This window comes from Luteimonas sp. Soil_C_5 (genome assembly GCF_057656615.1).
On sequence record NZ_JBDGKA010000005.1, the window covers coordinates 78,800 to 101,199 of the forward strand.

The 22,400-nt window shown below is 67.0% G+C and carries 16 protein-coding genes; 7 read left to right on the plus strand and 9 right to left on the minus strand.

Annotation, left to right across the window (positions count from 1 at the left end; all coding sequences use genetic code 11):
- Window positions 1-48: 48 nt before the first annotated feature.
- A complete protein-coding gene (locus AC3A5K_RS14730; RefSeq protein WP_487618303.1) occupies window positions 49-708 on the plus strand; it encodes a hypothetical protein in 660 nt (219 codons plus the stop codon).
- Between the two features lie 24 nt (window positions 709-732).
- Window positions 733-2,115 carry a phospholipase effector Tle1 domain-containing protein gene (locus tag AC3A5K_RS14735; protein WP_487618304.1) on the plus strand — a complete coding sequence of 461 codons (1,383 nt, stop codon included), beginning with the start codon at window positions 733-735 and terminating at the stop codon, window positions 2,113-2,115.
- A gap of 153 nt (window positions 2,116-2,268) precedes the next feature.
- On the opposite strand, the gene AC3A5K_RS14740 is transcribed toward AC3A5K_RS14735, so the two are convergent.
- The 5 genes from AC3A5K_RS14740 to AC3A5K_RS14760 all read right to left on the minus strand — a co-directional run bounded on the left by AC3A5K_RS14740 (window position 2,269) and on the right by AC3A5K_RS14760 (window position 9,943).
- Window positions 2,269-3,726 carry an efflux transporter outer membrane subunit gene (locus AC3A5K_RS14740; protein WP_487618305.1) on the minus strand — a complete coding sequence of 486 codons (1,458 nt, stop codon included), beginning with the start codon at window positions 3,724-3,726 and terminating at the stop codon, window positions 2,269-2,271.
- Entirely contained in the window at window positions 3,726-4,475 is a 750-nt protein-coding gene (locus tag AC3A5K_RS14745) for an SDR family oxidoreductase (protein ID WP_487618306.1), read from the minus strand. The genes AC3A5K_RS14740 and AC3A5K_RS14745 overlap by 1 nt, the downstream gene beginning before the upstream one ends.
- 94 nt (window positions 4,476-4,569) lie before the next feature.
- Window positions 4,570-7,749, minus strand: coding sequence for an efflux RND transporter permease subunit (locus tag AC3A5K_RS14750; protein WP_487618307.1), 3,180 nt, complete (start codon window positions 7,747-7,749; stop codon window positions 4,570-4,572).
- Window positions 7,750-7,958: 209 nt separating this feature from the next.
- Window positions 7,959-9,143: an efflux RND transporter periplasmic adaptor subunit gene (locus AC3A5K_RS14755; RefSeq protein WP_487618308.1), complete on the minus strand. Its 1,185-nt coding sequence runs from the start codon at window positions 9,141-9,143 to the stop codon at window positions 7,959-7,961.
- Window positions 9,140-9,943 (minus strand): SDR family oxidoreductase, encoded by an 804-nt coding sequence (locus AC3A5K_RS14760; protein ID WP_487618309.1) that lies wholly within the window; start codon window positions 9,941-9,943, stop codon window positions 9,140-9,142. Before AC3A5K_RS14760 ends, AC3A5K_RS14755 begins: the two co-directional genes overlap by 4 nt.
- A 408-nt stretch (window positions 9,944-10,351) precedes the next feature.
- Between AC3A5K_RS14760 and AC3A5K_RS14765 the strand changes: the two genes are divergently transcribed.
- Window positions 10,352-11,407 (plus strand): LysR family transcriptional regulator, encoded by a 1,056-nt coding sequence (locus tag AC3A5K_RS14765; RefSeq protein ID WP_487618310.1) that lies wholly within the window; start codon window positions 10,352-10,354, stop codon window positions 11,405-11,407.
- A gap of 658 nt (window positions 11,408-12,065) precedes the next feature.
- On the opposite strand, the gene AC3A5K_RS14770 is transcribed toward AC3A5K_RS14765, so the two are convergent.
- Complete coding sequence (locus AC3A5K_RS14770) at window positions 12,066-13,034, minus strand: LysR family transcriptional regulator (RefSeq protein ID WP_487618311.1); 969 nt, start codon at window positions 13,032-13,034, stop codon at window positions 12,066-12,068.
- 121 nt (window positions 13,035-13,155) lie between these two features.
- On the opposite strand from AC3A5K_RS14770, the gene aceB reads away from it, so the two are divergent.
- Together aceB and aceA are read left to right on the plus strand one after the other, a co-directional pair.
- The gene (gene aceB / locus AC3A5K_RS14775; RefSeq protein WP_487618312.1) at window positions 13,156-14,772 is read left to right on the plus strand and encodes a malate synthase A; all 1,617 of its coding nucleotides are present in this window, start codon (window positions 13,156-13,158) and stop codon (window positions 14,770-14,772) included.
- 262 nt (window positions 14,773-15,034) lie between these two features.
- Window positions 15,035-16,366, plus strand: a complete 1,332-nt coding sequence (gene aceA / locus AC3A5K_RS14780; RefSeq protein WP_487618313.1) for an isocitrate lyase — start codon at window positions 15,035-15,037, stop codon at window positions 16,364-16,366.
- Window positions 16,367-16,642: 276 nt separating this feature from the next.
- On the opposite strand, the gene AC3A5K_RS14785 is transcribed toward aceA, so the two are convergent.
- Window positions 16,643-18,736, minus strand: a complete 2,094-nt coding sequence (locus tag AC3A5K_RS14785) for a S9 family peptidase (RefSeq protein WP_487618314.1) — start codon at window positions 18,734-18,736, stop codon at window positions 16,643-16,645.
- 703 nt (window positions 18,737-19,439) lie between these two features.
- Here AC3A5K_RS14785 and AC3A5K_RS14790 point away from each other — a divergent pair.
- Together AC3A5K_RS14790 and AC3A5K_RS14795 are read left to right on the plus strand one after the other, a co-directional pair.
- Window positions 19,440-19,892: a hypothetical protein gene (locus tag AC3A5K_RS14790; protein WP_487618315.1), complete on the plus strand. Its 453-nt coding sequence runs from the start codon at window positions 19,440-19,442 to the stop codon at window positions 19,890-19,892.
- 96 nt (window positions 19,893-19,988) lie between these two features.
- Entirely contained in the window at window positions 19,989-20,480 is a 492-nt protein-coding gene (locus AC3A5K_RS14795; RefSeq protein ID WP_487618316.1) for a hypothetical protein, read from the plus strand.
- 4 nt (window positions 20,481-20,484) lie between these two features.
- Here AC3A5K_RS14795 and AC3A5K_RS14800 read toward each other — a convergent pair whose 3' ends face one another.
- Together AC3A5K_RS14800 and ubiK are read right to left on the minus strand one after the other, a co-directional pair.
- Window positions 20,485-21,999 carry a YifB family Mg chelatase-like AAA ATPase gene (locus tag AC3A5K_RS14800; protein ID WP_487618317.1) on the minus strand — a complete coding sequence of 505 codons (1,515 nt, stop codon included), beginning with the start codon at window positions 21,997-21,999 and terminating at the stop codon, window positions 20,485-20,487.
- Between the two features lie 10 nt (window positions 22,000-22,009).
- Window positions 22,010-22,291, minus strand: coding sequence for a ubiquinone biosynthesis accessory factor UbiK (gene ubiK / locus AC3A5K_RS14805; protein ID WP_487618318.1), 282 nt, complete (start codon window positions 22,289-22,291; stop codon window positions 22,010-22,012).
- Between the last annotated feature and the right edge of the window lie 109 nt (window positions 22,292-22,400).

Consider the following 22,400-nt stretch of genomic DNA (forward strand, 5'->3'; position numbering starts at 1 on the left):
ACCCCACAGCCGGACATCCCCTGATTCCCCGGCGCGCGTGCGTCAGGCATGCTGGCCGACATCGATATCGGCGGCAGGATGCACACGATGGCCCAGGGAATCGGACGGCCGGATCGTTCCATACGCCAGGTTGCGACGATGCTCGTCGCGACTGCACTCACTGCGACGGGGTGTCAGACTATGGCGACAACACGCGGTTCCGATGCAGCGCCATCGACAGAGGCGCCCGACCGCATCAAGGCCGACTGGCCGCTCAGATTCATGCGCCACAACTTCGGGATCGCGACCTACGCGGTGCAGGAGTGCCTGGTGGTCTATGCGGACCGACCTCACACGAGTGGACCGCGTCCCGCCCTCGAGGACGTACATCCCAACTCGCTCAAGATCAAAACCGCGAACCACCTCATGATCCGGAATTTTCCGCCGCCTGCCGTGGTGAAGTGGAAGAGCCGCGACGGCACGCCGCTGGAGGCTGAAGTCGACATCGGTGAGATCTTCAAGGATGAACTGGTCGTCCACGAAACCTCACGCGAGGAGATGTCCGAGTACACCCCGATGGTGAATCCGGACGTCATCATGGAAATCAACGACCGCACGATCAACGTTTACATGAACGCATACATCTCGTTGAAAGCGCCCCGTATACCCGGCAATCAGTACAGCAATTTCCGGAGCGATCTCGTGTTGGCATGGAGCCGGACGTACTGATCCAAATCCACACGGAGGTGGAGCATGGGCGGCAATCGACATCCCGATGGGGTGCGCGCGGATGCAGCGACAGCTGCCCACCTCGCGAGCTTCGAGCAGGCCGAACGCGCACTCGAGCGTTTCGCTGCACCAGTGTTGCTGGATGAGGACAAGCCTGATCAACGCCTGTTCGTTGCGTCCTTCGATGGCACCGGGAACAGCAAGCGCGATCCCGCCAAGTTCACCAATATCGCGCTCGTAGATGAGCAGGTCCGTAGTTATGCACGCGCAGCGGAAGACCGTCTCGGATATGTCCCGATCCATGCCGGCTATGTCGCGGGACCAGGTACGCAGGGTGGCGTCAGCGGCATGATCGATGCCGCGTACGGCGGCAGCTACCAAGCGCGCATCGAAGACATGTATCTCCAGTTCGCCATTCAGGCCCATAAATGGCTGATCGAGAATCCCGGCTCGGACATTCGCATCCTGGCCACCGGCTTCAGCCGAGGTGCGGAACAGGCGGCCGGGTTTACCCGACTCGTGGAAGAACGCGGTGTCCAGGATCCGACAGACGCTGTCGTCAAACGCAATGCGGATGGCCTGATCATTGGCCAGGTGTCGTATCCCAATCCGCCCCTACGCGCGCCCGGAACCGTGGTGCAGGCCGCAGCATTGTTCGACCCGGTCGGCACCGGCGCACCGCGACAGAACGATCGACGCCTCGCCGAGTCCGTCGTCTCCGCATTCCAGATCACGGCCACCCTCGATCGACGCAATCTGTTCCAGGGCACTTGGATCACGGACCCGGGAATGACCCTCGATGGCCGTTTTCTCAATGTCGGCGTGGCCGGTGCGCATAGCGACATCGGTGGCGGCTATCGACGTGACGGGCTCGGCATCCTCTCAGGCAATCTGGGCATCGACTTCATCAACGCGATGATCCGGCCGCCGCCGCTGGAGAAGCGTGCGCTTCCCGAGGATCCGGATCGCTACGTGGTCCATCGATCCGAAGAACACTCCTACATCTACGGCACGTCGATCTTCGACGAGACAGGCAAACGTGGCATGCGGGATCTGCTCGCGCCGCCGGCGCTTTGCCAGATCGACTGCCGCGACGCGATGCCCCGCAACGAAGCAATGGCCGCGGCACTGGACTGGCAACGTGTGACGATCGGTCCCGTGCAGGGCACGGTCCCCGTGCGCGAGACGGCGCAGGGGACGGACGCGTTCACGCACGATCTGCTGTCGGCGGCCGCACGCGACGACGGCTTCGCGATCTCGGAGCGCCTGCGTGCGGAACTCGCGAACGACACAGGCCAGGCCTGGCTGCAGCGCGGATTCGACGCGCTGGAGCGGCAGACACGCGAGGTGTCGAATCACGTACCCGCGCATGCGCCGGTGCACGAGACGGCCTCGCCTGCCCTCTGAGCGGACGCCGCCGTACGCCCGCACGGGCGCTGCGTGCGGGTACGGCCTGAAGCGAGCGCCTGTGCACGCGATCAAGCGCGGCCGGATGCGCGGCCGGTCAGCGAGCGTCGCGGCTCGCCTGGACTGGCCTGACGACGCACGTCACGGACGCACTCAAAGCCCCGACACGTACCCCTCCAGCAGTTCCTGCTGCGGCAGCGTCTGCGGCCAACCGCCCGACAGGGCGCGATACAGCGACACGGCGCCGGTCACGGTGCGGGTGCGGCTGGCGGCGAACGCGTCCTCGCTCTGCAGCTGGGTGCGCTCGGCATCGAGCACGTCGAGCAGTCCGGTCGCCCCCGCGTCGAAACGCAGGCGTGCCAGCGACGCCGCGCGTGCGCTGTCGCGGGCGGCACGCTCCAGTTCCACGTCCTCGTCGTGCGCACGGTCGAAACGCGCCAGTGCATTGGCGGTGTCCTCCAGCGCGCGCAGTACGGTCTGCTGGTAGCGCGCCAGCTCCAGTTCGGCATCGGCGTCCGCCGCGGCAATGCGTGCGCGCACGCGGCCGATGTCGAGGAACGACCAGTCGATGCCCAGTGCCACCAGCCGTGTCTCGCTGCTGCGTTCCAACAATCCGCCGATGTCGCCGGCCTGGCTGCCGATCAGCCCGCCTAGCGTGAACCTCGGAAACAGATCCGCCGTCGCGACGCCGATGCGCGCGATCGCGGCGTGCAGGCGGTGTTCGGCCGCGGCGACATCGGGGCGCAGCCGCAGCACGTCGCCGGGCGTGCCCGGATCGATGGTGCGCGGCACCCGGGGCAGGGCGACCGCCGGCGACAGTGCGGCCTGCAGGGCATCCGGCGTACGTCCGCTCAGCACCGCGATGCGATGGATCGCGACCTGGATTTCGGCCGTGAGCGCGGGAATACGCGCCGAGGTCGCCGCTGCCTGCGCCGAGGCGCGGGCGGTGTCGAAGTCGCTGTCCTGGCCGGCCTCGCGCCGGGCCTGCACCAGTGCCAGCGTCTGCTGCTGGTTGCCGGCGTTCTCGGTCGCCACGCGCAGCCGCTCCTGCAGGCCGCGCAGGTCGAGATACGCCGTCGCCACTTCGCCGACGATCGCGACCTGCAGCGCGCGCAGATCGTCCGCGCTGGCGGCCACTTCGGCGCGGCCGGCCTCCACGCCGCGTCGCACGCGGCCGAACAGGTCGAGTTCCCAGCTCGCGCCGATACCGGCGTCGAAGCTGTCGGTATCCCGCGCCTCACGCGGGACGCCCGGCGCCTGATCGGCACTCGCGCGATTGCTGGTCGCGTTCGCACCGGCATCGATCGTCGGGAACTGGTCGAAGCGCGTACCGCGCAACAGCGCATTCGCGCGGTCGTAGCGGGCCAGCGCGATACGCAGGTCGTGGTTCGCGGCCAGCGTGTCAGTGACCAGGGCATTCAACTGCGGATCGCCGAAGGCCTGCCAGAACGCGGTGTCCACGACGGTCGGGGTCGTCGCTGCGGCGACGGCTGTCGGCGCGCGGGTGGTGTCGAAGGTCTCCGGCACGGCCATCGACGGCCGCACATGGTCGGGGCCGACGGCGCAGGCGGCCAGCAGTGCAGCCGCCAGCACCGTGATCAGTGGACGCATCACCACGGCAGCACCTCATCGAGATAGAAGTAGCCGCCGGTCGGGCCGGCATCGTCGATCAGCGCCAGACGCACGCTGGTGCGCGCGCCATCGGCGACTTCGAGTTCGCCGTTCTGTTCGTCGCCCGACTTGTTCATGTCGGTGCGCACGTAGCCCGGATGGATCGTGTTGACCTTGATGCCGGCGTCCTTGAGCACGTGCGCCAGATGCACCGTCCACGCGTTCACCGCGCTCTTGGACACGTTGTAGGCGGGAACGCCCTTGAAGTCGTAGATGAAGGATGCCGGATTCTGATGCTCGCTGATCGAGCCGAGCAGGCTGGACACGTTGACGATACGGCCGGCTCCCGACTTGTGCAGCAGCGGCAGCAGCGCCTGGGTGGTGGCGATCAGACCGAACACGTTGGTCTCGAACGTGGCGCGCCAGGTGTCGATCGACTGGCCTGCCGTGCCGAGTTGCGCGTCGTCGAGCCCGATACCGGCGTTGTTGACCAGGATGTCGAGGCGGCCGTGGCGGTCCTCGATGGTCTTCGCGGCCGCGGCGATGCTCGCGGCATCGGTGACATCGAGCGCGATGGCCTCGACCGGCAGACCTTCGGCCTGCAGCTTCAATGCGGCTTCGACAGCCCGGTCACGGTTGCGACCGGCCAGCAGCGTGTGGACACCGGCTTCGGCGAGCTGCCGCACGGTCTCCAGACCGATGCCGCGGGTGGCGCCGGTGACGAGGGCGATGCGGGACGAGGTGTTCATGGGTGACTCCTGGCGTGGGGATCCGGGGTGCGGCCGCGCGCATCGGCGCGGCCTGGATCGGAAAGAGAGACGTGCGTGATGTGGACGGCGTGGGTCATGCGTGCGTGCTGCCAACGGGTGCGTCATGCGGCACCGGCTTGTGCGAGACCACCGGGGTATTGGCGAGCTTGCGCAGTGCGACGTAGAACACCGGCGTCAGGAACAGGCCGAAGAGGGTCACGCCCAACATGCCGGCGAACACGGTGACGCCGGTGATCGAGCGGACCTCCGCGCCTGCACCCGTCGACAGCACCAGCGGCACGGTGCCGGCGATGAAGGCGACCGAGGTCATGACGATCGGGCGCAGACGCAGACGGCTGGCTTCCAGCGCGGACTCGACGATGCCCTTGCCCTGCATTTCCAGTTCGCGTGCGAACTCGACGATCAGGATCGCGTTCTTGCATGCCAGGCCCATCAGCACGACCAGCCCCACCTGCACGAACACGTTGTTGTCGCCGCCTGCCAGCCACACGCCGAACAGGGCGGACAGCAGCGTCATCGGCACGATCAGGATCACCGCCAGCGGCAGCGACCAGCTTTCGTACAGCGCCGCGAGCACGAGGAACGCCAGCAACACCGCGAGCGGGAACACCACCATCGCCGCACCGCTCTGGTTCGACTGCTGATAGCTCAGGTCGCTCCAGCCGATGCCCATGCCGGCCGGCAGCACCTGTCCGGCAAGCTCGGTGACCTTGGCCATGGCCTCGCCCGAGGACAGCACGCGCGGGTCGGCATCGCCCAGCAGGTCGGCCGCGGGATAGCCGTTGAAGCGGATCACCGGATCGGGGCCGTAGGTCTGGCGCACGTTGACCATCGAACCCACCGGCACCATCTCGCCCGCGTCATTGCGCGTGCGCAGGTTGGCGATGTCGGTCACCTCGTCGCGGAACTGGCCGTCGGCCTGGGCGATGACCTGCCAGGTGCGGCCGAACATGTTGAAGTCGTTGACGTAGGACGACCCCAGATACGTCTGCAGCGTGTCGAACAGTTCGGTCAACGGCACGCCCTGCGCCTTCGCCTTGACGCGATCCACGTCCGCGTCGAGCTGCGGCACGTTGGCCTGGTAGCTGCTGATCGGATAGCCGAGGCCCGGCGTCTGCATCGCCGCGCCCTGAAACGCCTGCACCGCGGCCTGCAGTTCGCCGTAGCCCAGACGCGTGCGGTCTTGGACGAACAGCGACCAGCCCGAGCCGTTGCCCAGGCCCTGGATCGGCGGGGGCATGAAAGCGAAGGTGAAGCCTTCCTGGATCGTCGAAAACTTCTGGTTGAGCTCTGCGGTGATCTCTTCGGCGGTGCGCGAGCGCTCGCTGAAGGGATCGAGGGTGAAGAAGATCACGCCGTTGTTGGGCGTATTGGTGAACTGCAGCGGGTTGAGGCCCGGGAACGCGATCTCGCTGGCGACACCGTCGACTTCACTGGCGAGCGCGGCCATCTTCTTGAGGACAACATCGGTACGCTCGATCGATGCGCCCTCGGGCATTTTCACGCCGGCGATCACGTACAGCTTGTCCTGCACCGGAATGAAGCCGGCCGGCACCACCTTGAACATCACGCCCGCGCCGAGCAGCAGCACCGCGTACACCAGGAACACCGCGCCGCGGCGGCCCAGCGAACGCGACACTGCGCCTTCGTAGCGTTCCGAACTGCGGTTGAAGAAGCGGTTGAACGGACGAAACAGCCAGCCGAACAGGCGATCGATGATGCGCGTCAGGCGATCCTTCGGGGCGCCGTGCGCGCGCAGCAGCTTCGCGGCGAGCGCCGGCGACAGGGTCAGCGAGTTGATCGCCGAGATCACCGTCGAGATCGCGATGGTCACCGCGAACTGCTTGTAGAACTGGCCGGTCACACCGGTCAGGAACGCCATCGGCACGAACACTGCGCACAGCACCAGCGCGATCGCGATGATCGGGCCGGAGACTTCCTGCATCGCCAGATGCGCGGCCTCCAATGGCGTGGCGCCGAGTTCGATGTGCCGCTCGACGTTCTCCACCACCACGATCGCGTCGTCGACCACGATGCCGATCGCCAGCACCAGTCCGAACAGGGTCAGCGTGTTGATCGAATAGCCGAGCAGGTACAGCACCGCGAACGTGCCGACGATCGACACCGGCACCGCCAGCAGCGGAATGATCGATGCGCGCCAGGTCTGCAGGAACAGGATCACCACCAGCACCACCAGCAGCGTCGCTTCAATCAGCGTGATGACGACCGACTTGATCGAATCGCGCACGAAGATCGTGGTGTCGTAGATCGACTGGATCTCGACGCCCGGCGGCAGCGAAGGCCGCAACTGCTCCATGGTCGCGACCACGCCGTCGCGGATCTCGAGCGCGTTCGCACCTGGCGCCTGGAAGACGCCGATCGCCGCCGCGTTCTTGCCGTCGAGACGTGCGCGCAGCGTGTAGTCGCCGGCGGCGAGTTCGATGCGGGCGACGTCGGCCAGACGTACCAGCTCACCGTCGGCGCCGGACTTCAGCACGATGTCGCCGAACTCCTCGACGGTTTCCAGACGGCCTTTGGCATTGATCGGCAGCAGGAAGTCGCTGCCGTTGGGCATCGGTTCGGCGCCGAGCTGGCCGGCCGAGACCTGCACGTTCTGCTCGCGCACCGCGCGCACCACGTCGCTGGCGGTCATGCCGCGCGCGGCGATCTTGTCGGGATCCAGCCACAGACGCATCGCATAGTCGCCACCGCCGAACACCTGCGCATCGCCGACGCCGGAGATCTTCGCGATCTCGTCCTTGACGTGCAGGCGCATGTAGTTGCGCAGGTACAGCGAATCGTAGCGGCCGTCGCTCGAGGTCAGATGCACCACCATCAGGAAGACTGGCGACTGCTTCTGCGTGGTCACGCCCTGCCGGCGCACATCCTCGGGCAGGCGCGCGAGCGCCTGGGCCACGCGGTTCTGCACGCGCACCGCCGCCTCGTCGGCATCGGTGCCGGGCTTGAAGGTGGCGGTGAGCTGCAGCACGCCGTCGGAGCCGGCGACGGACTTGATGTACATCATGTCCTCGACGCCGTTGATGGCCTCCTCGAGCGGCGTCGCCACGGTTTCGGCGATCACCTTCGGATTGGCGCCCGGGTACACGGTGCGCACGACCACCGACGGCGGCACGACCTCCGGGTATTCGCCGATCGGCAGCAGCGGGATGGCGATCAGGCCACCGGCGAAGATCAGGATCGACAGCACCGCGGCGAAGATCGGCCGGTCGATGAAGAAGCGGGAGAAGTCCACGGGGAAATCCTTGTGGGCGGCGCGAAGGCCGCAGAGAAAAGAACGCGGGAACGGCAAGCCCTTCTCCCTCTGGGACTACGTGCCCTCGGGATAGAAGGTGCCCCGGAGGGGCGGATGAGGGAGGGGTTTCAACGGTGACGCCTCGCCCTCACCCGACGCGCTGCGCGCGTCGACCTCTCCCGAAGGGAGAGGTGTGGGTCAAACGCGGGTCAGCGCTTCGCGACGGCCTCGACCGGCGCACCGCCGCGCATCGCGACCGCCTTCGGCGCGACCGGCATGCCCGGCATGAAGACCTTCTGCACGCCGTTGACGATCACGCGGTCGCCGGCAGCAAGACCGGACTCGACGACGCGCAGACCCTCGACGATGCGGCCCGGCACGATGTCGCGACGCTGCGCGGTGTTGTCCTCGCCGACGACGTAGACGAACTTGCGGTCCTGATCGGTGATCACGGCCTTGTCGTCGATCAGGATCGCCGGCCGCGCGGCCGCGCCTTCCAGCTGCACGCGCGCGAACAGGCCCGGGGTGAAGCGACGGTCCGGATTCGGCAGCACGGCGCGGGCGCGCACGGTGCCCGTCGTGGGATCGATCTGGTTGTCGAGGAAATCGACGGTGCCGGCGTGCGGATAACCGGTCTCGTCGGCCAGACCCACGCGCACCGCGTTGTCGGCGCCGGTGCGCTCACCGGCGCGCGTCATCGCCTGGTGGCGCAGATAGGTGCGCTCATCAGTCTCGAAGTAGACGTGTACCGGATCCTGCGAGACCACTGTCGTCAGCATCGACGCATCGGCCTGGGCGAGATTGCCGGTGGTCAGCATCGCGCGACCGGCGCGGCCGGCGACCGGCGCACGCACCTCGGTGAAGGCCAGATCCAGTCGTGCGGTGTCGACCGCGGCCTGGGCACCGCGTACGGCGGCTTCGGCTTCGGCGCGTCCGGCGCTGCGCGCTTCGAAATCGTCGCGCGAGATCGCGCTGGCATCGATCAGTTGCTGCGCGCGGGTGTGGCGCGTGGTCGCCAGCTGGGCATCGGCGCGGGCACGGGCGAGTTCGGCTTCCGCGCGCTGCAGCGCGGCGCGATACGGACGCGGGTCGATGACGAACAGCAGGTCGCCCTGCTTCACTTCATCGCCCTCGGCGTAGGCGACGCGCTGCACGTACCCGCTGACGCGCGGGCGCAGCTCGACGCTTTCGATCGCGGCGATGCGGCCGGTGGCGTCGTTCCAGTCCTGCACCTGTTCCGACAGCACGGCGGCAACGCCGACATCCGGCGGTGGCGGCTGGGTCTGTTCCTGGGCCTGGGTGTCGCAACCGGCGACGACGAGTGCGACGGCGACGGCGAGACCGGTCGCGGTGAGTGCGCGCCACGCGCGCGGGCTGATGTGGGAGCGGATCATGAGCGTGATTCCTGGGGGGAGGCGGCAGTGGCGAGGCGACGCAGCAGGGCGCTGGCATCGGTCTGATGGGAATCGGTGGGCGCGCAGGGCCCGACATCGAGGTCGTCGGACAGGCCTGGCGGGCGCACGGCGGCGCCGATCGGGAAGCGCACAAGGGCGACGTCTGCATTCGCGGCGCCATCGACCAGACGCAGCGCGTGGTCGGCGATCGCATCGACATCCGGCCACTGCGCACGCGCATGGGCGGCGTTGGCATCGCAGCGCACCGGCGAATCGACGGCGAGCATCTGCACGCGCACCGGCAGCGTGCGAGCTTCCTCGTGCAGCACCCGCGCGAGCATCCGCAGTGCGGACGCGCCGATCGAGTGGTGGCCGTAACCCGACCACGGATGGTCCGCGCCGGGGCCGCCGACCAGCACATAGCCGGCGCGCGGCTGCGTGGCGAGCAGCGGCAGCAGATGGCGCGCGATCGACAGATGCGGCAGCAGATCCTCATCAAGACGGCGACGCAGGAAGTCTGCGGGCGCATCGAGCACACGCTGGCTGCCGGCCGCGCCACGGATCGCCGCGATCACCGCACCCGGCGCAGGACCCGGCAGTGCACGCAGGCGGGCAGCGAGATCGGCCGCGCCGCCGTCGCTGCGGATGTCGGCGAACAGCGTGGTCAGCGCCGCGCCGTACTGGACCTTCAGTTGATCGAGCGCTTCGGCGTCATTGGCGACCGCGATCGTGCGGCGCCCGGCGGCCAATGCCTGCGCAACCACGCGCGTTCCGACCATCCCGGTGGCGCCCACAATCACCAGAGGCGCTCTGATTGTCCCTTTCATGGGATTTTGTCTCCCGAAAACCGGTCTTCGATCGATGCCGGGGCACTGCGGCGGCGGGCATTGCCGGGCAACCAGGACCACAGCCAGCCCCAGCCGGCATTGCCGGCCTGGAGCCGCTTGGGGGTGGCGATACGAGCGCTAGACGATTGATTCGGCGGGATTTCCATGCGCAGCCCGCGGCGACGCGCGGGGGCGGTCGCGGGGCGTGGCGCAGGGGTCGCGGCGGGACGGGGGGCGGACATGGGCGGCGTCGACTCGGGGGATGCCGCAGATCATCCGCCTCGAAAGGGGACTTGATTAGTCCCTATTCGAGGGAATAATTATCCCCGTCACGGTCCAATCCTCCGCGCACCGTGCGCGCGCCCGCTCCAGGAGTTCCACATGGCACACGATCTCAACGAGACCCTGATCTTCGTCAAGGTGGTCGAGCAGGGCAGCTTCATCGCTGCCGCCAATGCGCTCGGTCTGCCCAAGACCACGGTCAGCCGCAAGGTGCAGGAACTCGAACAGCGACTCGGCGCGCGCCTGCTCAACCGCACCACGCGCCGGCTCGGCCTCACCGAGGCCGGCAGCATCTATCACGAGCATTGCCAGCGCATCGCACGTGGGCTCGAAGAAGCGGAGAGCGCCGTCGCGCAGTTGCAGTCCGGCCCGCGCGGCTGGTTGCGCTTCACCGTGCCGTATTCGATCGGCATCACCTGGATCGCGCCGCTGCTCGGCGACTTCCAGGCGCAGTACCCCGAGATCCAGCTCGACATGCACATGGGCAACGAGAAGCTCGACCTGATCGCGGGCGAAGCCGACCTCGCCCTGCGCATCGGCACGCTGCCCGATTCCAACCTCGTCGCGCGCAAGCTCGGCAGCCTGCGCACGCAGGTCTTCGCCAGCCAGTCCTACATCGAACAGCACGGCGAACCCCTGCACCCCGACGACCTGCAGCACCACCGCACCCTGGTGATGCGCAAAAGCCACAACGCCAACAACCGTTTCATCTGGTCGCTCACCGACGGCCGTGCGTTGCGCGACTTCCCGGTCAACCCGCAACTCGTCGCCAACGATCCCGCCGCGCTCAACTGGGCGCTGATCAAGGGCGAAGGCCTGATGCTGACTGGCGACGTGATGGCCAAGGCCTTCGTCGAAGCCGGCATGGCGCAACGCGTGCTCGCCGGCTGGACCGGCCCGGAAGTCGACTTCAATGCCGTCTTCCCCGGCGGCCGCCTCGTGTCGCCGAAGGTGCGCGCGTTCGTCGATTTCCTGATCGAACGCCTGAACTTCGATGCCGACCACATGCAGACGCTGTGCAAGGTGCAGCAGCAGGCGATGGAAGCGAAGGTGGCTGGCCAGGTCGCGTTGGCACAGCTGGAGAAGGCGACGCGGCGGGTCGTGGCGCCGGTGGGCGACGAGCAGGAAGAAGCGACTGTGCAAGCGGGTCGGTAATGGTCTGCACGCGCCATCGTCGGCGCGTCAGCTTCTCGCGTGCCGAGCTTCGCTTCGAGCTGTTCGCACACGCATCAAACCCGGAGGGACCGCCCATGGATGGGCGGCGTTTTCCGACCTCGGCTGGTTGCCGAGTGGGGAGTTCCCGGTGACATGACGCCGCGGGCTTCGGACGTGTCGGGGAGACGTTTCTCTTTGGTTCCGTTTCTTTGACTCGCGTCTTCGATGCTCGCCCCTTCGGGGCCGGCTGCGCCGTTCGCGCTACGCGCGTGGGCGTCAACCAGAAGAAACGAACTCGGCCGCGTCAGCGGACGAAAGCGGTTGACGTTGCTACTTCGCTTCTTCGACTGTGGCGACGCACAGGATCAAATGCTTCCACTCGCCCTGCGGCGAGCGAGTTCGTTTCTGTTGCTGGCCCTGCGCACGCAGTGCAACGGCGAAGCCGGTCCCGAAGATGCGAGTCGAAGAAACGCAGACAAAGGGCCATTCCCCACGAAGCGCATCGGCGTGTCATTTGTTCCGGGATTTTTCGACTCGCCATTCTGGCCCGTTCGAAAACGACTGGCATCCATGGCCGTTGTCCTCCGGGTCTGCGGTGACGGCGTGCGCGTTCTGACGATCAAGATCAGCCAAAACGCAAACGCAACGCCGGGCGGCGCTACCGCTCCGAATGCCCCGCATCCTCATGATCCCGCCGCACGAACAGATCAGGCTTGATCAACTCGATGAACGCCCGCGCCTGCGGTGACAGGATCTTGCCCTTGCGCACCACCACGCCGTAGCTGCGCGCCGGAAACCATTCCGACACCGGGCGCGTCGCCAGGCGTTCGCCATCGTCCGCCCCGAGGCAGATCGCACTGACGATCGAAATGCCCATCCCCATCGCGACGTACTGCTTGATGACCTCCCAGCCGCCGACCTCCAGCGCCACGGTGTAGGGCACGCGCGCCTGCTGGAACACCTGGTCGACGAGGCGGTAGGTGACCTGGCGCTTCGGCGGCAGGATCAGGCCGTAACGGGCGATGTCCTCGAGCGTCAGCCGCTTCGCGCGTGCGAGCGCATGGCCCGGCGGGGTCAGCAGGATCGGTTCGAACCGGTAGACCGGCGCGTAGTCTAGGTCGGCCGGCACGTCGACCATCGAGCCGACTACCAGATCGACGGCATCGGCGCGCAGCAGGTCGGTGCCGTCGGCGGTGATCGCGTCCTGCAGGGTCAGGCGCACATCGGGATGCTGCCGGCGGAACAGGTCCACGATCCTGGGCAGCAGATAGAGGATCGTCGAACTGTTCGCCGCGATCGTCAGCTCGCCCGCATCCAGGCCGCCGACGCCGCGCCGGAACGCGGCCGGCAGGGCGTCCAGCGCTTCGACCAGCGGCAGGGCCAGCTCGTACAGCACCTGACCCTCGCGGGTCGGCACGAGGCGCCGCCCGCTACGCTCCAGCAGGGGGACGCCCAGCTCACGTTCCAGCGCCTGCAACTGCAGCGAGATCGCGGGCTGGCTCACGTAGAGCGCCTCGGCAGCCCGTGAGACGGACCCCAGACGCGCTGTCTGGCAGAACGCCCGCAGTGGCTTAAGCCGATCCGACTTGTAGGGAAACCGCAGCGTGGGCGGGGACTTGGCTGGCATTACGCACTCCGTATCAGCCCAGCTTATATATCCGATTGGCAAAACTCAGTTGTCAAATACGCGCTGCGGGCAGACGGTCTGGTGCAACGCAGCAGCGCTGTTACCGACCGAGGTCCCCCGAATGAATGCCGTCATCAAGCCTGTCGATCTCCCCGTCCCGGACCGGGTTGCCCTGCCGCCGGGCCCGCACGACGACCTGCTGACACCCGATGCCCTGACCTTCCTGACCGGCCTGCACGACGCGTTCGAAGACACGCGCCAGGCCTGTCTCGTGACCCGCCGTGAACGTCAGGCCGCCTTCGACGCCGGTGCGCTGCCGGACTTCCGCCCCGGGACCCGCAGCATTCGCGAGTCCGAATGGCGGGTCGCGCCACTGCCGGCCGCGCTGCGCGACCGCCGGGTCGAGATCACCGGGCCGGTCGATCCGAAGATGGTCATCAACGCGCTGAACTCCGGCGCCAGCTGCTACATGGCCGACTTCGAGGACTCGACCTCGCCGACCTGGGACAACCTGCTGACCGGCCAGCGGGCGTTGCGCGATGCGATCGTCGGCACCCTGGAATTCACGTCGGACGCCGGCAAGCGCTATGCGCTGAAGCCCGAGGATCAGCGCGCGGTGCTGATCGTGCGGCCGCGTGGTTGGCACCTCGACGAGAAGCACGTGCGCATCGACGGCACGCCGATGTCGGGCGCGCTGTTCGATGCCGGTCTGTTCGCGTTCCACAACGCGCACGCGCTGGCGGCGAAGGACCGCGGCCCGTACTTCTACATTCCCAAGCTGCAGTCGATGGAAGAGGCGCAGCTGTGGGACGACGTGCTGGCCCACGTCGAACGCGCGCTGGGACTGCCGGCCGGGCAGATCCGCGTGACCGTGCTGATCGAAACCCTGCCGGCGGTGTTCGAGATGGACGAGATCCTGCACGCGCTGAAGGACCGCATCGCCGGCCTCAACTGCGGGCGCTGGGACTACATCTTTTCCTACCTCAAGACCTTCCGCCGCCATCGCGACCGCGTGCTGCCCGAGCGCGCGCAGGTCACGATGACGCAGCCGTTCCTGAAGGCGTATTCGGAGCTGCTGGTGCAGACCTGCCACCGCCGCGGCGCGCATGCGATGGGCGGCATGGCGGCGCAGATTCCGATCGCCGGCGACGACGCGGCGAACGATGCCGCGATGGCGCGCGTGCGCGCCGACAAGCTGCGCGAAGTCACGGCCGGGCACGACGGCACCTGGGTCGCGCATCCCGCATTGATTCCGCTGGCGAAGCAGATCTTCGACGAGCGCATGCGCGGCCCGCACCAGCACGCGATGACGCGCGACGACGTGCTGGTCGACCGCGACGATCTGATCGCACCCTCGATCGGCACGATCAGCCGCGCGGGATTCGACGGCAACGTCGAGGTCTGCGTGCGCTACATCGCCGCCTGGCTCGACGGCAACGGCTGCGTGCCGATCCACCACATGATGGAAGACGCCGCGACGGCCGAGATCGCGCGTGCGCAACTCTGGCAGTGGGTCCACTACGCCGACGACGGTCACGCGCCGCTGCATCTCGACGACGGCACCGCGATCGACGAAGCCCTGCTCGACCGCGTGCTGCTGTCGCTGCCGTCGAAGCTCGCCGGTCAGGACATCCCGGGCGCGGCGCGCGTGCCCGAAGCCATCGCGCTGCTGGAGGACCTCACGCATAGCGACACGCTAGAGGACTTCCTGACGCTGCCGGCGTACGCGCGACTGTGAGTCGCCGTGACTGGTGGATCTGTGATGACCGGACATTCGGCCGTCAACAACCGTGATTGGAAACAGCCAACGCACGCGCTGTACGCCTGTCCGGTCCTCGATCGAATCACACATCACCAATCACCCAGCTCCTCGTCGATTGCCGCCGTTCTGCGCCGCGATTCGTGATTGGAAACATCCAAGGCACGTTCCGGACGCGATCAGCCGCTTTTCCGAATCACAAATCACGCATCACGAATCACCACTCCGAAGGAAATCCCTCATGACCACCCGCCAGCAACAGATCGACGCCCTGCAGCAGGACTGGAGCACCAACCCGCGCTGGAGCGGCATCCAGCGGCCGTACTCCGCCGCCGATGTCGTGCGCCTGCGCGGCAGCGTGCAGCCCGAGCACACGCTGGCCAAGCGCGGCGCCGAGAAGCTGTGGGACCTCGTCAACGGCGACGCGAAGAAGGGCTACGTCAACGCCTTCGGCGCGATCAGCGCGGGCCAGGCGATGCAGCAGGCCAAGGCCGGCCTGGAAGCGGTGTATCTGTCCGGCTGGCAGGTCGCCGCCGACGGCAACAGCTCCGAGACCATGTACCCGGACCAGTCGCTGTACGCCTACGACTCGGTGCCGACGATGGTCCGCCGGATCAACAACACCTTCCAGCGCGCCGACGAGATCCAATGGAAGAACATCGCCGACGGCAAGCTCGACGAACGCGACGCGATCGATTTCTTCCTGCCGATCGTCGCCGACGGCGAGGCCGGTTTCGGCGGCGTGCTCAACGCCTACGAACTGATGAAGAACATGCTCGTCGCCGGCGCGTCGGGCGTGCATTTCGAGGACCAGCTGGCCGCGGTCAAGAAGTGCGGCCACATGGGCGGCAAGGTGTTGGTGCCCACGCAGGAGGCCGTGCAGAAACTGGTCGCCGCGCGCCTGGCCGCGGACGTGCTCGGCGTGCCCGCGATCGTGCTGGCGCGTACCGATGCCGAAGCCGCGAACCTGCTGACCTCCGACTTCGATGCCAACGATGCGCCGTTCGTCACCGGTGAGCGCACGTCCGAGGGCTTCTACAAGGTGCGCAACGGCCTGGAGCAGGCGATCAGCCGCGGCGTGGCCTACGCGCCGTACGCGGATCTGGTGTGGTGCGAAACCGGCACGCCCGACATCGGCTTCGCCCGCGAATTCGCCCAGGCCGTGCACGCCAAGCATCCCGGCAAGCTGCTGAGCTACAACTGCTCGCCAAGCTTCAACTGGAAGAAGAACCTCGACGACCGCCAGATCGCGAGCTTCCAGGAAGATCTGGCCGCGCTGGGCTACAAATTCCAGTTCATCACCCTGGCCGGCATCCACATCAACTGGTTCAACAGCTTCCAGTTTGCCCACGACTACGCCCGCGGCGAAGGCATGAAGCACTACGTCGAGCAGGTGCAGGAACGCGAATTCGCCGCGCGCGACAAGGGCTACACCTTCGTCTCGCACCAGCAGGAAGTCGGTGCCGGCTACTTCGACGACGTGACCACGGTGATCCAGGGCGGCGCGTCGAGCGTGACCGCGTTGACGGGATCGACGGAGGAAGCGCAGTTCTACGCGACGAAAGCGGCCTGATCCGGAGATAGGTTGGTCAGGGGCGGGAGCGATGTGCCCGCAACAGCGGGCGACGACGCTCCCACCAGCGTCTTCGGTCAGTCGGAGCGTGCGTGCAGATCGAAGACGCATCTGCGGGCGGCCGCACTCGCGGGAGCGGTTCGAACAGCGGCATCCTGTGCAGCTTGAGCCGGGACTTCGGTCTCAAGCGCGGACCGGTCGTGCTGTCTCGCATCCATCGAAACGAAGAGGCCGGGCATAGACCCGGCCTCTTGCGTCTACGGGTAACGGCGGCCGTTACTTCCGCACTTCCTGCGTATGCGACTTCAGCGCATCGGCCAGCCCCGGCACGCCATCGGCGCCCGTCGGCACGGTGATGCTCGAACCCGTGAACTCCTCCCCGATCGGCTGCGAACGTCCGCCGAGGCAGGTTTCGAGGAAGCCTTCAGCCACTGCGTTGAAGGCCTTGTTGTTCTCCGGCCGGGCGAAGCCGTGGCCTTCGTCGGGGAACAGCACATAGGTGACGGGGATGTTCTTCGCGGTCATGGCCTCGACGATCTGGTCGCTTTCGGCCTGCTTCACGCGCGGGTCGTTGGCGCCCTGGCCGATCAGCAGCGGTCTGGTGATCGCGTCGGCGCGGCTCAGCGGCGAACGTTCGGTCAGCCAGGCCTTGCCTTCTTCTGTGCGCGGGTCACCCATGCGCCGGGTCAGCTGCTCGAAGAAGCTCGCCCAGTACGGCGGTACCGTCGACAGCAGGGTATTGAGATTGGCCGGGCCGACGATGTCGACGCCGCAGGCGAAGGTCTCCGGCGTAAACGTCAGGCCGACCAGGGTGGCGTAACCACCGTAACTGCCGCCCATGATCGCGACCTTGTCCGACGTGGTGACCCCACTGTCGACCGCCCACTGCACGGCATCGATCAGATCGTCGTGCATCTTCGCCGCCCACTCGCCGTTGCCGGCGTTGGTGAAGTCCTTGCCGAAACCGGTCGAGCCGCGGAAGTTGACGCTCAGCACCGCGTAGCCGCGATTCGCCAGCCACTGGTCCATCGAGCTGTAGCCGTAACCGTCGCGCGCCCACGGGCCGCCGTGCACCAGCAGCACCATCGGCACCGGCGCATCGGCCGTGCCGTCGTTGTTGGCGTCGGCATGCTTGGGCAGGGTGAGATAGCTGACGAGGGTCAGGCCGTCGCGTGACTTCAGTTCCAGCGGCCACATCGGCACCAGCGGCTTGCCGTCGAGCGCCGGACGGCCGGAGAACAGTTCTGTCAGCGTGCCTTCGGCGCCGGCCTCGCCACGGTCGTAACGGTAGTACTTCACCGGCGATTCCGCGGCAGAGTACGCGACCAGCCAATGGCGATCGTCGAGCGTGCGGCTGTTGATCGAGACCTCGCCCGGACCGATCGCCTCGAGTTTGGCGAGATCGGCCTTGATCGAATCGTCGAGCGTAGTCCACTCCTCGCGCAGATAGTTCACCGACACCGCCTGCAGCACGCCGGTGCGCGGATCGGTCAGGCTGCCGCCGACATCGGCGCGCGGATCCTGGTGCACGAGCGTCTTCTCGCCGCTGGTCGTGTCGATCGCGTACAGCGCGGCGGTGTTCCGCTCGCGCGAGTCGGACATGTACAGCGTCCTGCCATCCTCGGTGAGACCTGCCGGTGCCGTGGTCAGTACGTCCTCGAACGGGATGTCGTCCTGCACCTCCCAGGCATCGCCGTTGCGCCGCAGGACGTCCATGCCGCCATCGGGCCGGCTGCGCGATGCGAAGCGCAGCGCGTAATCGGCATCGGCGATGTAACCGGCGATCTGGTCCGTGTTCTGCTCGACCAGCGTGCGCTCACCGCTGGCGAGATCGACCTTGTAGAGATCGTGCCACTGCGCGTCGCGATCGTTCATGCCGACCAGCAGCGTGCCGGGCTGGCGATGGCTCACGCCGACGACCTGCGCGGTGGTTTTCGGGAACGGCGTCAGGTCACGCGCCTGCGCGGTTTCGACATCGACCGCGAACAGATGGAAATCCTCGTCGCCGCCGGTGTCGCGCAGATACAGCAGCGTGCCCGGCTTGTAGGTCCAGAAATAGCTGCGGATGCCACGCGCAGTGTCCTGGGTGACCGCCTTCGCCGCGCCCGGATCATTGGCGGGCGCGACCCAGACATTCATCGTGCCGTCGACGGGTGCGATCCAGCTCAGGTACTGCCCGTCGGGGCTCAGCTGCACGCCGGCGCGTTCGGGATTGCCGAACAACGCGTCGCGCGGAATGAGTTCGACATCGGCCAGCGTCGTCGGCGCGGCAGCGGCGGGCGCTTGCGCGGCAGGATCGGCAGGTTCGTTGCGACCGCCACAGGCGGCCAGCGCGACGGCAATGCCGGTCGCGAGGAGCATTCGCTTCATACGGAAGTCCTTGGGTCAGTCCGGCGCGATCGGCCGGTGCGGTAGGAATCTACCGCGCTTTGTCCGCACCGCGCACTGGGAGGCGTTTCGGGCGTCGAGGCGCACGGCTGGACGCGGTCGGATTGTCCCGATAGATTCGGAAAGATCCGGGACGGATACTGCCGGGGGTGAGGAAGCGCGAGGGGTGCTGGCCATCATTGGGATCTGTATGGCACTCGTTGTTGGCGTTTGAAGGCACTGCCGATCGATCAGTTTTCATGCAAAACAGATTGTCGAGCAGGAGGAGCCCGGCTGGAGCCTGCCCATGATCGTCGCACACGCAAAAAAGTCAGACAGTCGCGAAAACAGGATCAGTGACGTAGTGATGCGGAGTCAGGCTCTCAGCATTGCTGCATCAGTCTTACGTCCACTGCAGTCTGCAAAGCAATCCAGTGCAATGACGTACAAGAAAGATTATCTGCAGCTGGCCAGCCCGCTGGGATCCAGTTCTCCGGCACGCGCATTAAGCGATGATCGGCCAACGGTCCTTCCGGAATCGGGTCGCACGCTCGATTAGATTGATAAGGATCGTGCCCGGCGCTAAAGCTGGTCACGGTGCGAACGGTGCACAACTCATGCGGCGTCGGAGCTGTTGAACGCAACGCGTCCGTCCAGGGCGAACGCCTGCTCAAGCTATAAATTTCACCACTCTGGAGAAAACGGTATGCACAGATTCTGTTTGCTTCTCGTAATAATCGGCTTTGCGTCGATGGCGCACGTACGGGCGGCAGACGGCGTGCCTGCGAATCTGGATGCGCAGGCGATCCGTGCGCAACAAGCGGTCATTCGGAGTGAGGTGCTGGCAGGTGCTGGCCGTTATGCCAAGCTCGATGTACAGGACAGGGACGATCTGTTGCGCCATCAGGACCGCTTGGCTGTCCTGCTGCGCAAGGTGGACAACACGTCTGCCCTGCCGGAACGGCGGCAGATCGATGTGTTCAATACGCTGGAGGCCATCTCTGCGATCGTGAACTTCGACCCAGATGGCCGCACGATCTGCAGGCGTGAACGTCCGATCGGAAGCAATCGTCCTTTGACATCCTGCATGACAGTCGCGCAGATGCGCGAAGAGCGGGACGTCTCGCAGTCCGAGATGCAAAGGCGCGGTCTGCTCTGACGCACGGCTTGCGCGTCGAACGCAAACCGGCAGATCGCGTGCAGAATCGCGGGCTGTCGTTTCCAAATGTCTGTTATGAGAATGGGAAAGTCTGAGATGCGAATCAAGATCCAGAAATTGATGCTTGCCAGTGTGTTCGCCATATCCGTATGGACGGCCGGCGCAAGTGCGCAGGACGGCCTTCGGGCGGAGACCATCCGCGCCGAACAGGCAGCGCTGCGTAGTGAAGTGCTCTCTGGGCAGGGTGCTTACAAGGAGTTGGCGCCGGATCGGAAGACGCGGCTGCTGGCAGAGCAGGATCGCGTCGAGGCACTCCTAGGCGGCGTCGACAGCACGCTGCAGCTCGGCGATTCGGAGCAGGCGGAACTTCTGAACACGCTTGCATCCATCCAGGCGATTGTGAATCAGGCCGAAGACGAGCGGATGGTCTGTCAGCGCTCGAAGCCGATCGGCAGCAATCGCCCGCGGACCGAATGCAAAACCGTGGCCCAACGTCGCATGGAGCGCGAAGCGGCGCAGCAGGATATGGGACGACGCAACCTGACGTGCTCCGAATCGACGATGGGTGCAGGCGGGTGTGGCAACTGATCGATCAGGCGCGGCCTGCCGGTTTTGAGGCGCTGATACCCCGGTAGCCCAACGCCTCGGTGAGATGCGAGGACGCGATCGACTCGCTGCCATCGAGGTCGGCAATGGTCCGGGCGACGCGCAGGATACGGTGCATGGCGCGGGCCGAGAGGTGGAGCGCGTCGATCGCCCGTTCCAGCAAGGCCTGGTCGCGCGGGGCGAGGCGACAGTCGCGGGCCGTGCCGGCCTGGTCGAGAGCGGCATTGGGTACACCGGCCCGCGCGAACTGGCGATCGCGCGCTGCGATTACCCGCAGGCGGATCGCCGCGCTCGATTCGCCCTCCGGGGCGTCTGGCCGCAGCGCGGCGGGCGGAAGGCGTGGGACGTCGACGTGCAGGTCGATACGATCGAGCAGGGGACCCGAGATCCGGGCGCGATAGCGCGCGATCGCATCGCTGCTGCACCGGCAGCGACCGGAGATGTCGCCGGCCCAGCCGCAGGGGCAGGGATTCATGGCCGCGACCAGCTGGAAGCGGGCCGGGAATTCGCTTTGCCGCGCCGCGCGCGAGATGGTCACCACGCCCGACTCCAGCGGTTCGCGCAGCACTTCCAGCGCGCGGCGGTCCCACTCGGGCAACTCGTCCAGGAACAGCACGCCGTTGTGGGCCAGCGAGATCTCGCCGGGACGTGGCTCGCTGCCACCGCCGACCAGCGCGATGGCGCTGGCGGTGTGGTGCGGATTCCGGAACGGGCGGGTGCGCCAGCACGAGGGGTCGAGGCCCTTGCCGCTGATCGAACGCACGGCGGCGGTCTCCAGCGCCTCGGCCTCGCTCGCGTCGGGCAGCAGCCCGGAGAGACGCGACGCCAGCAATGTCTTGCCGCAGCCCGGCGGGCCCACCAGCAGCAAGTGGTGATTGCCGGCGGCGGCGATCTCCAGTGCACGCCGCGCCTGCGCCTGGCCGCGGACCGCGCGCATGTCCGCGGCCGGCAGCGCGCGTTGCTCGGGCGCGACCGCAAGCGGCAGCGCCTTCTGCCCCGTCAGCAGTGCACAGACTTCGAGCAGCGTACGCGCGGTGCGGACTTCGACACTGGACGCCAATGCGGCTTCGGGGCCATTGGCGGCGGGGACCAGCAGCCGGCGTCCGGTCGTGGCGATCGCGAGGGCGGCCGGCAGCACGCCATCGGTCGCGCGCAGCTCACCGGTCAGGCCGAGTTCGCCGATGAATTCCCAGTCGCGCAATGCGTCCGATGGGATCTGCCCGCTTGCGGCGAGGATGCCCAGCGCGATCGGCAGGTCGAAGCGGCCGCCGCCCTTGGGCAGGTCGGCCGGTGCGAGATTGACGGTGATGCGGCGCGCGGGAAATTCGTATTGCGCGCACTGGATCGCAGCGCGTACACGGTCCTTCGCTTCGCGCACCGCGGCTTCGGGCAGGCCGACGATCGACATCGACGGCAGACCACCCGCCAGATGCACTTCGATCTTGACCTCCGGCGACCGGATGCCTGCGCGCGCACGTCCGTGCACGAGCGCAAGTCCCATGGCGGCGGCGTCAGTGCGTGATGTCGGCGCCGGCGGCGTCCGACGGCGCGGCTGCAGGCCGTTCGAGCTGGCCCACCAGTTCTTCGAGCGCCTCCAGCTTCTCGCGCGTGCGCAGCAGCACCGCGCGCTGTACGTCGAACTCTTCCCGCGTGACCAGGTCGAGCTTCGACAGCCCGGACTGCAGCACCGCCTTGAAATTTTCCTGCAGCTCTTCGCGGCTTTCGCGCAGACCCGACGGCACCAGGCCGCTGAGGCGACGGGCAAGTTCGTCGATGTTGTTGAGATCGATCATGGGCGGTGTCCTCATGTGTACAGCCAGCCTCGCCCGCGTGCAGTCGGCTGGCAGTCGGTTGCGCCCGCGGTGGGACGTAGGGGGTTTCCAATCGCGCCGCCCGGCTCCG

Bases quoted from the DNA above. Each gene is read 5' to 3' on its own strand.
- AC3A5K_RS14740 (WP_487618305.1), bottom strand. From the start codon at position 3,726: ATGCGTCCACTGATCACGGTGCTGGCGGCTGCACTGCTGGCCGCCTGC.
- AC3A5K_RS14735 (WP_487618304.1), top strand. From the start codon at position 733: ATGGGCGGCAATCGACATCCCGATGGGGTGCGCGCGGATGCAGCGACA.
- AC3A5K_RS14745 (WP_487618306.1), bottom strand. From the start codon at position 4,475: ATGAACACCTCGTCCCGCATCGCCCTCGTCACCGGCGCCACCCGCGGC.
- AC3A5K_RS14790 (WP_487618315.1), top strand. From the start codon at position 19,440: ATGCACAGATTCTGTTTGCTTCTCGTAATAATCGGCTTTGCGTCGATG.
- AC3A5K_RS14755 (WP_487618308.1), bottom strand. From the start codon at position 9,143: ATGATCCGCTCCCACATCAGCCCGCGCGCGTGGCGCGCACTCACCGCG.
- AC3A5K_RS14800 (WP_487618317.1), bottom strand. From the start codon at position 21,999: ATGGGACTTGCGCTCGTGCACGGACGTGCGCGCGCAGGCATCCGGTCG.
- AC3A5K_RS14785 (WP_487618314.1), bottom strand. From the start codon at position 18,736: ATGAAGCGAATGCTCCTCGCGACCGGCATTGCCGTCGCGCTGGCCGCC.
- AC3A5K_RS14730 (WP_487618303.1), top strand. From the start codon at position 49: ATGCTGGCCGACATCGATATCGGCGGCAGGATGCACACGATGGCCCAG.
- AC3A5K_RS14765 (WP_487618310.1), top strand. From the start codon at position 10,352: ATGGCACACGATCTCAACGAGACCCTGATCTTCGTCAAGGTGGTCGAG.
- AC3A5K_RS14770 (WP_487618311.1), bottom strand. From the start codon at position 13,034: ATGCCAGCCAAGTCCCCGCCCACGCTGCGGTTTCCCTACAAGTCGGAT.
- aceB (WP_487618312.1), top strand. From the start codon at position 13,156: ATGAATGCCGTCATCAAGCCTGTCGATCTCCCCGTCCCGGACCGGGTT.
- ubiK (WP_487618318.1), bottom strand. From the start codon at position 22,291: ATGATCGATCTCAACAACATCGACGAACTTGCCCGTCGCCTCAGCGGC.
- aceA (WP_487618313.1), top strand. From the start codon at position 15,035: ATGACCACCCGCCAGCAACAGATCGACGCCCTGCAGCAGGACTGGAGC.
- AC3A5K_RS14795 (WP_487618316.1), top strand. From the start codon at position 19,989: ATGCGAATCAAGATCCAGAAATTGATGCTTGCCAGTGTGTTCGCCATA.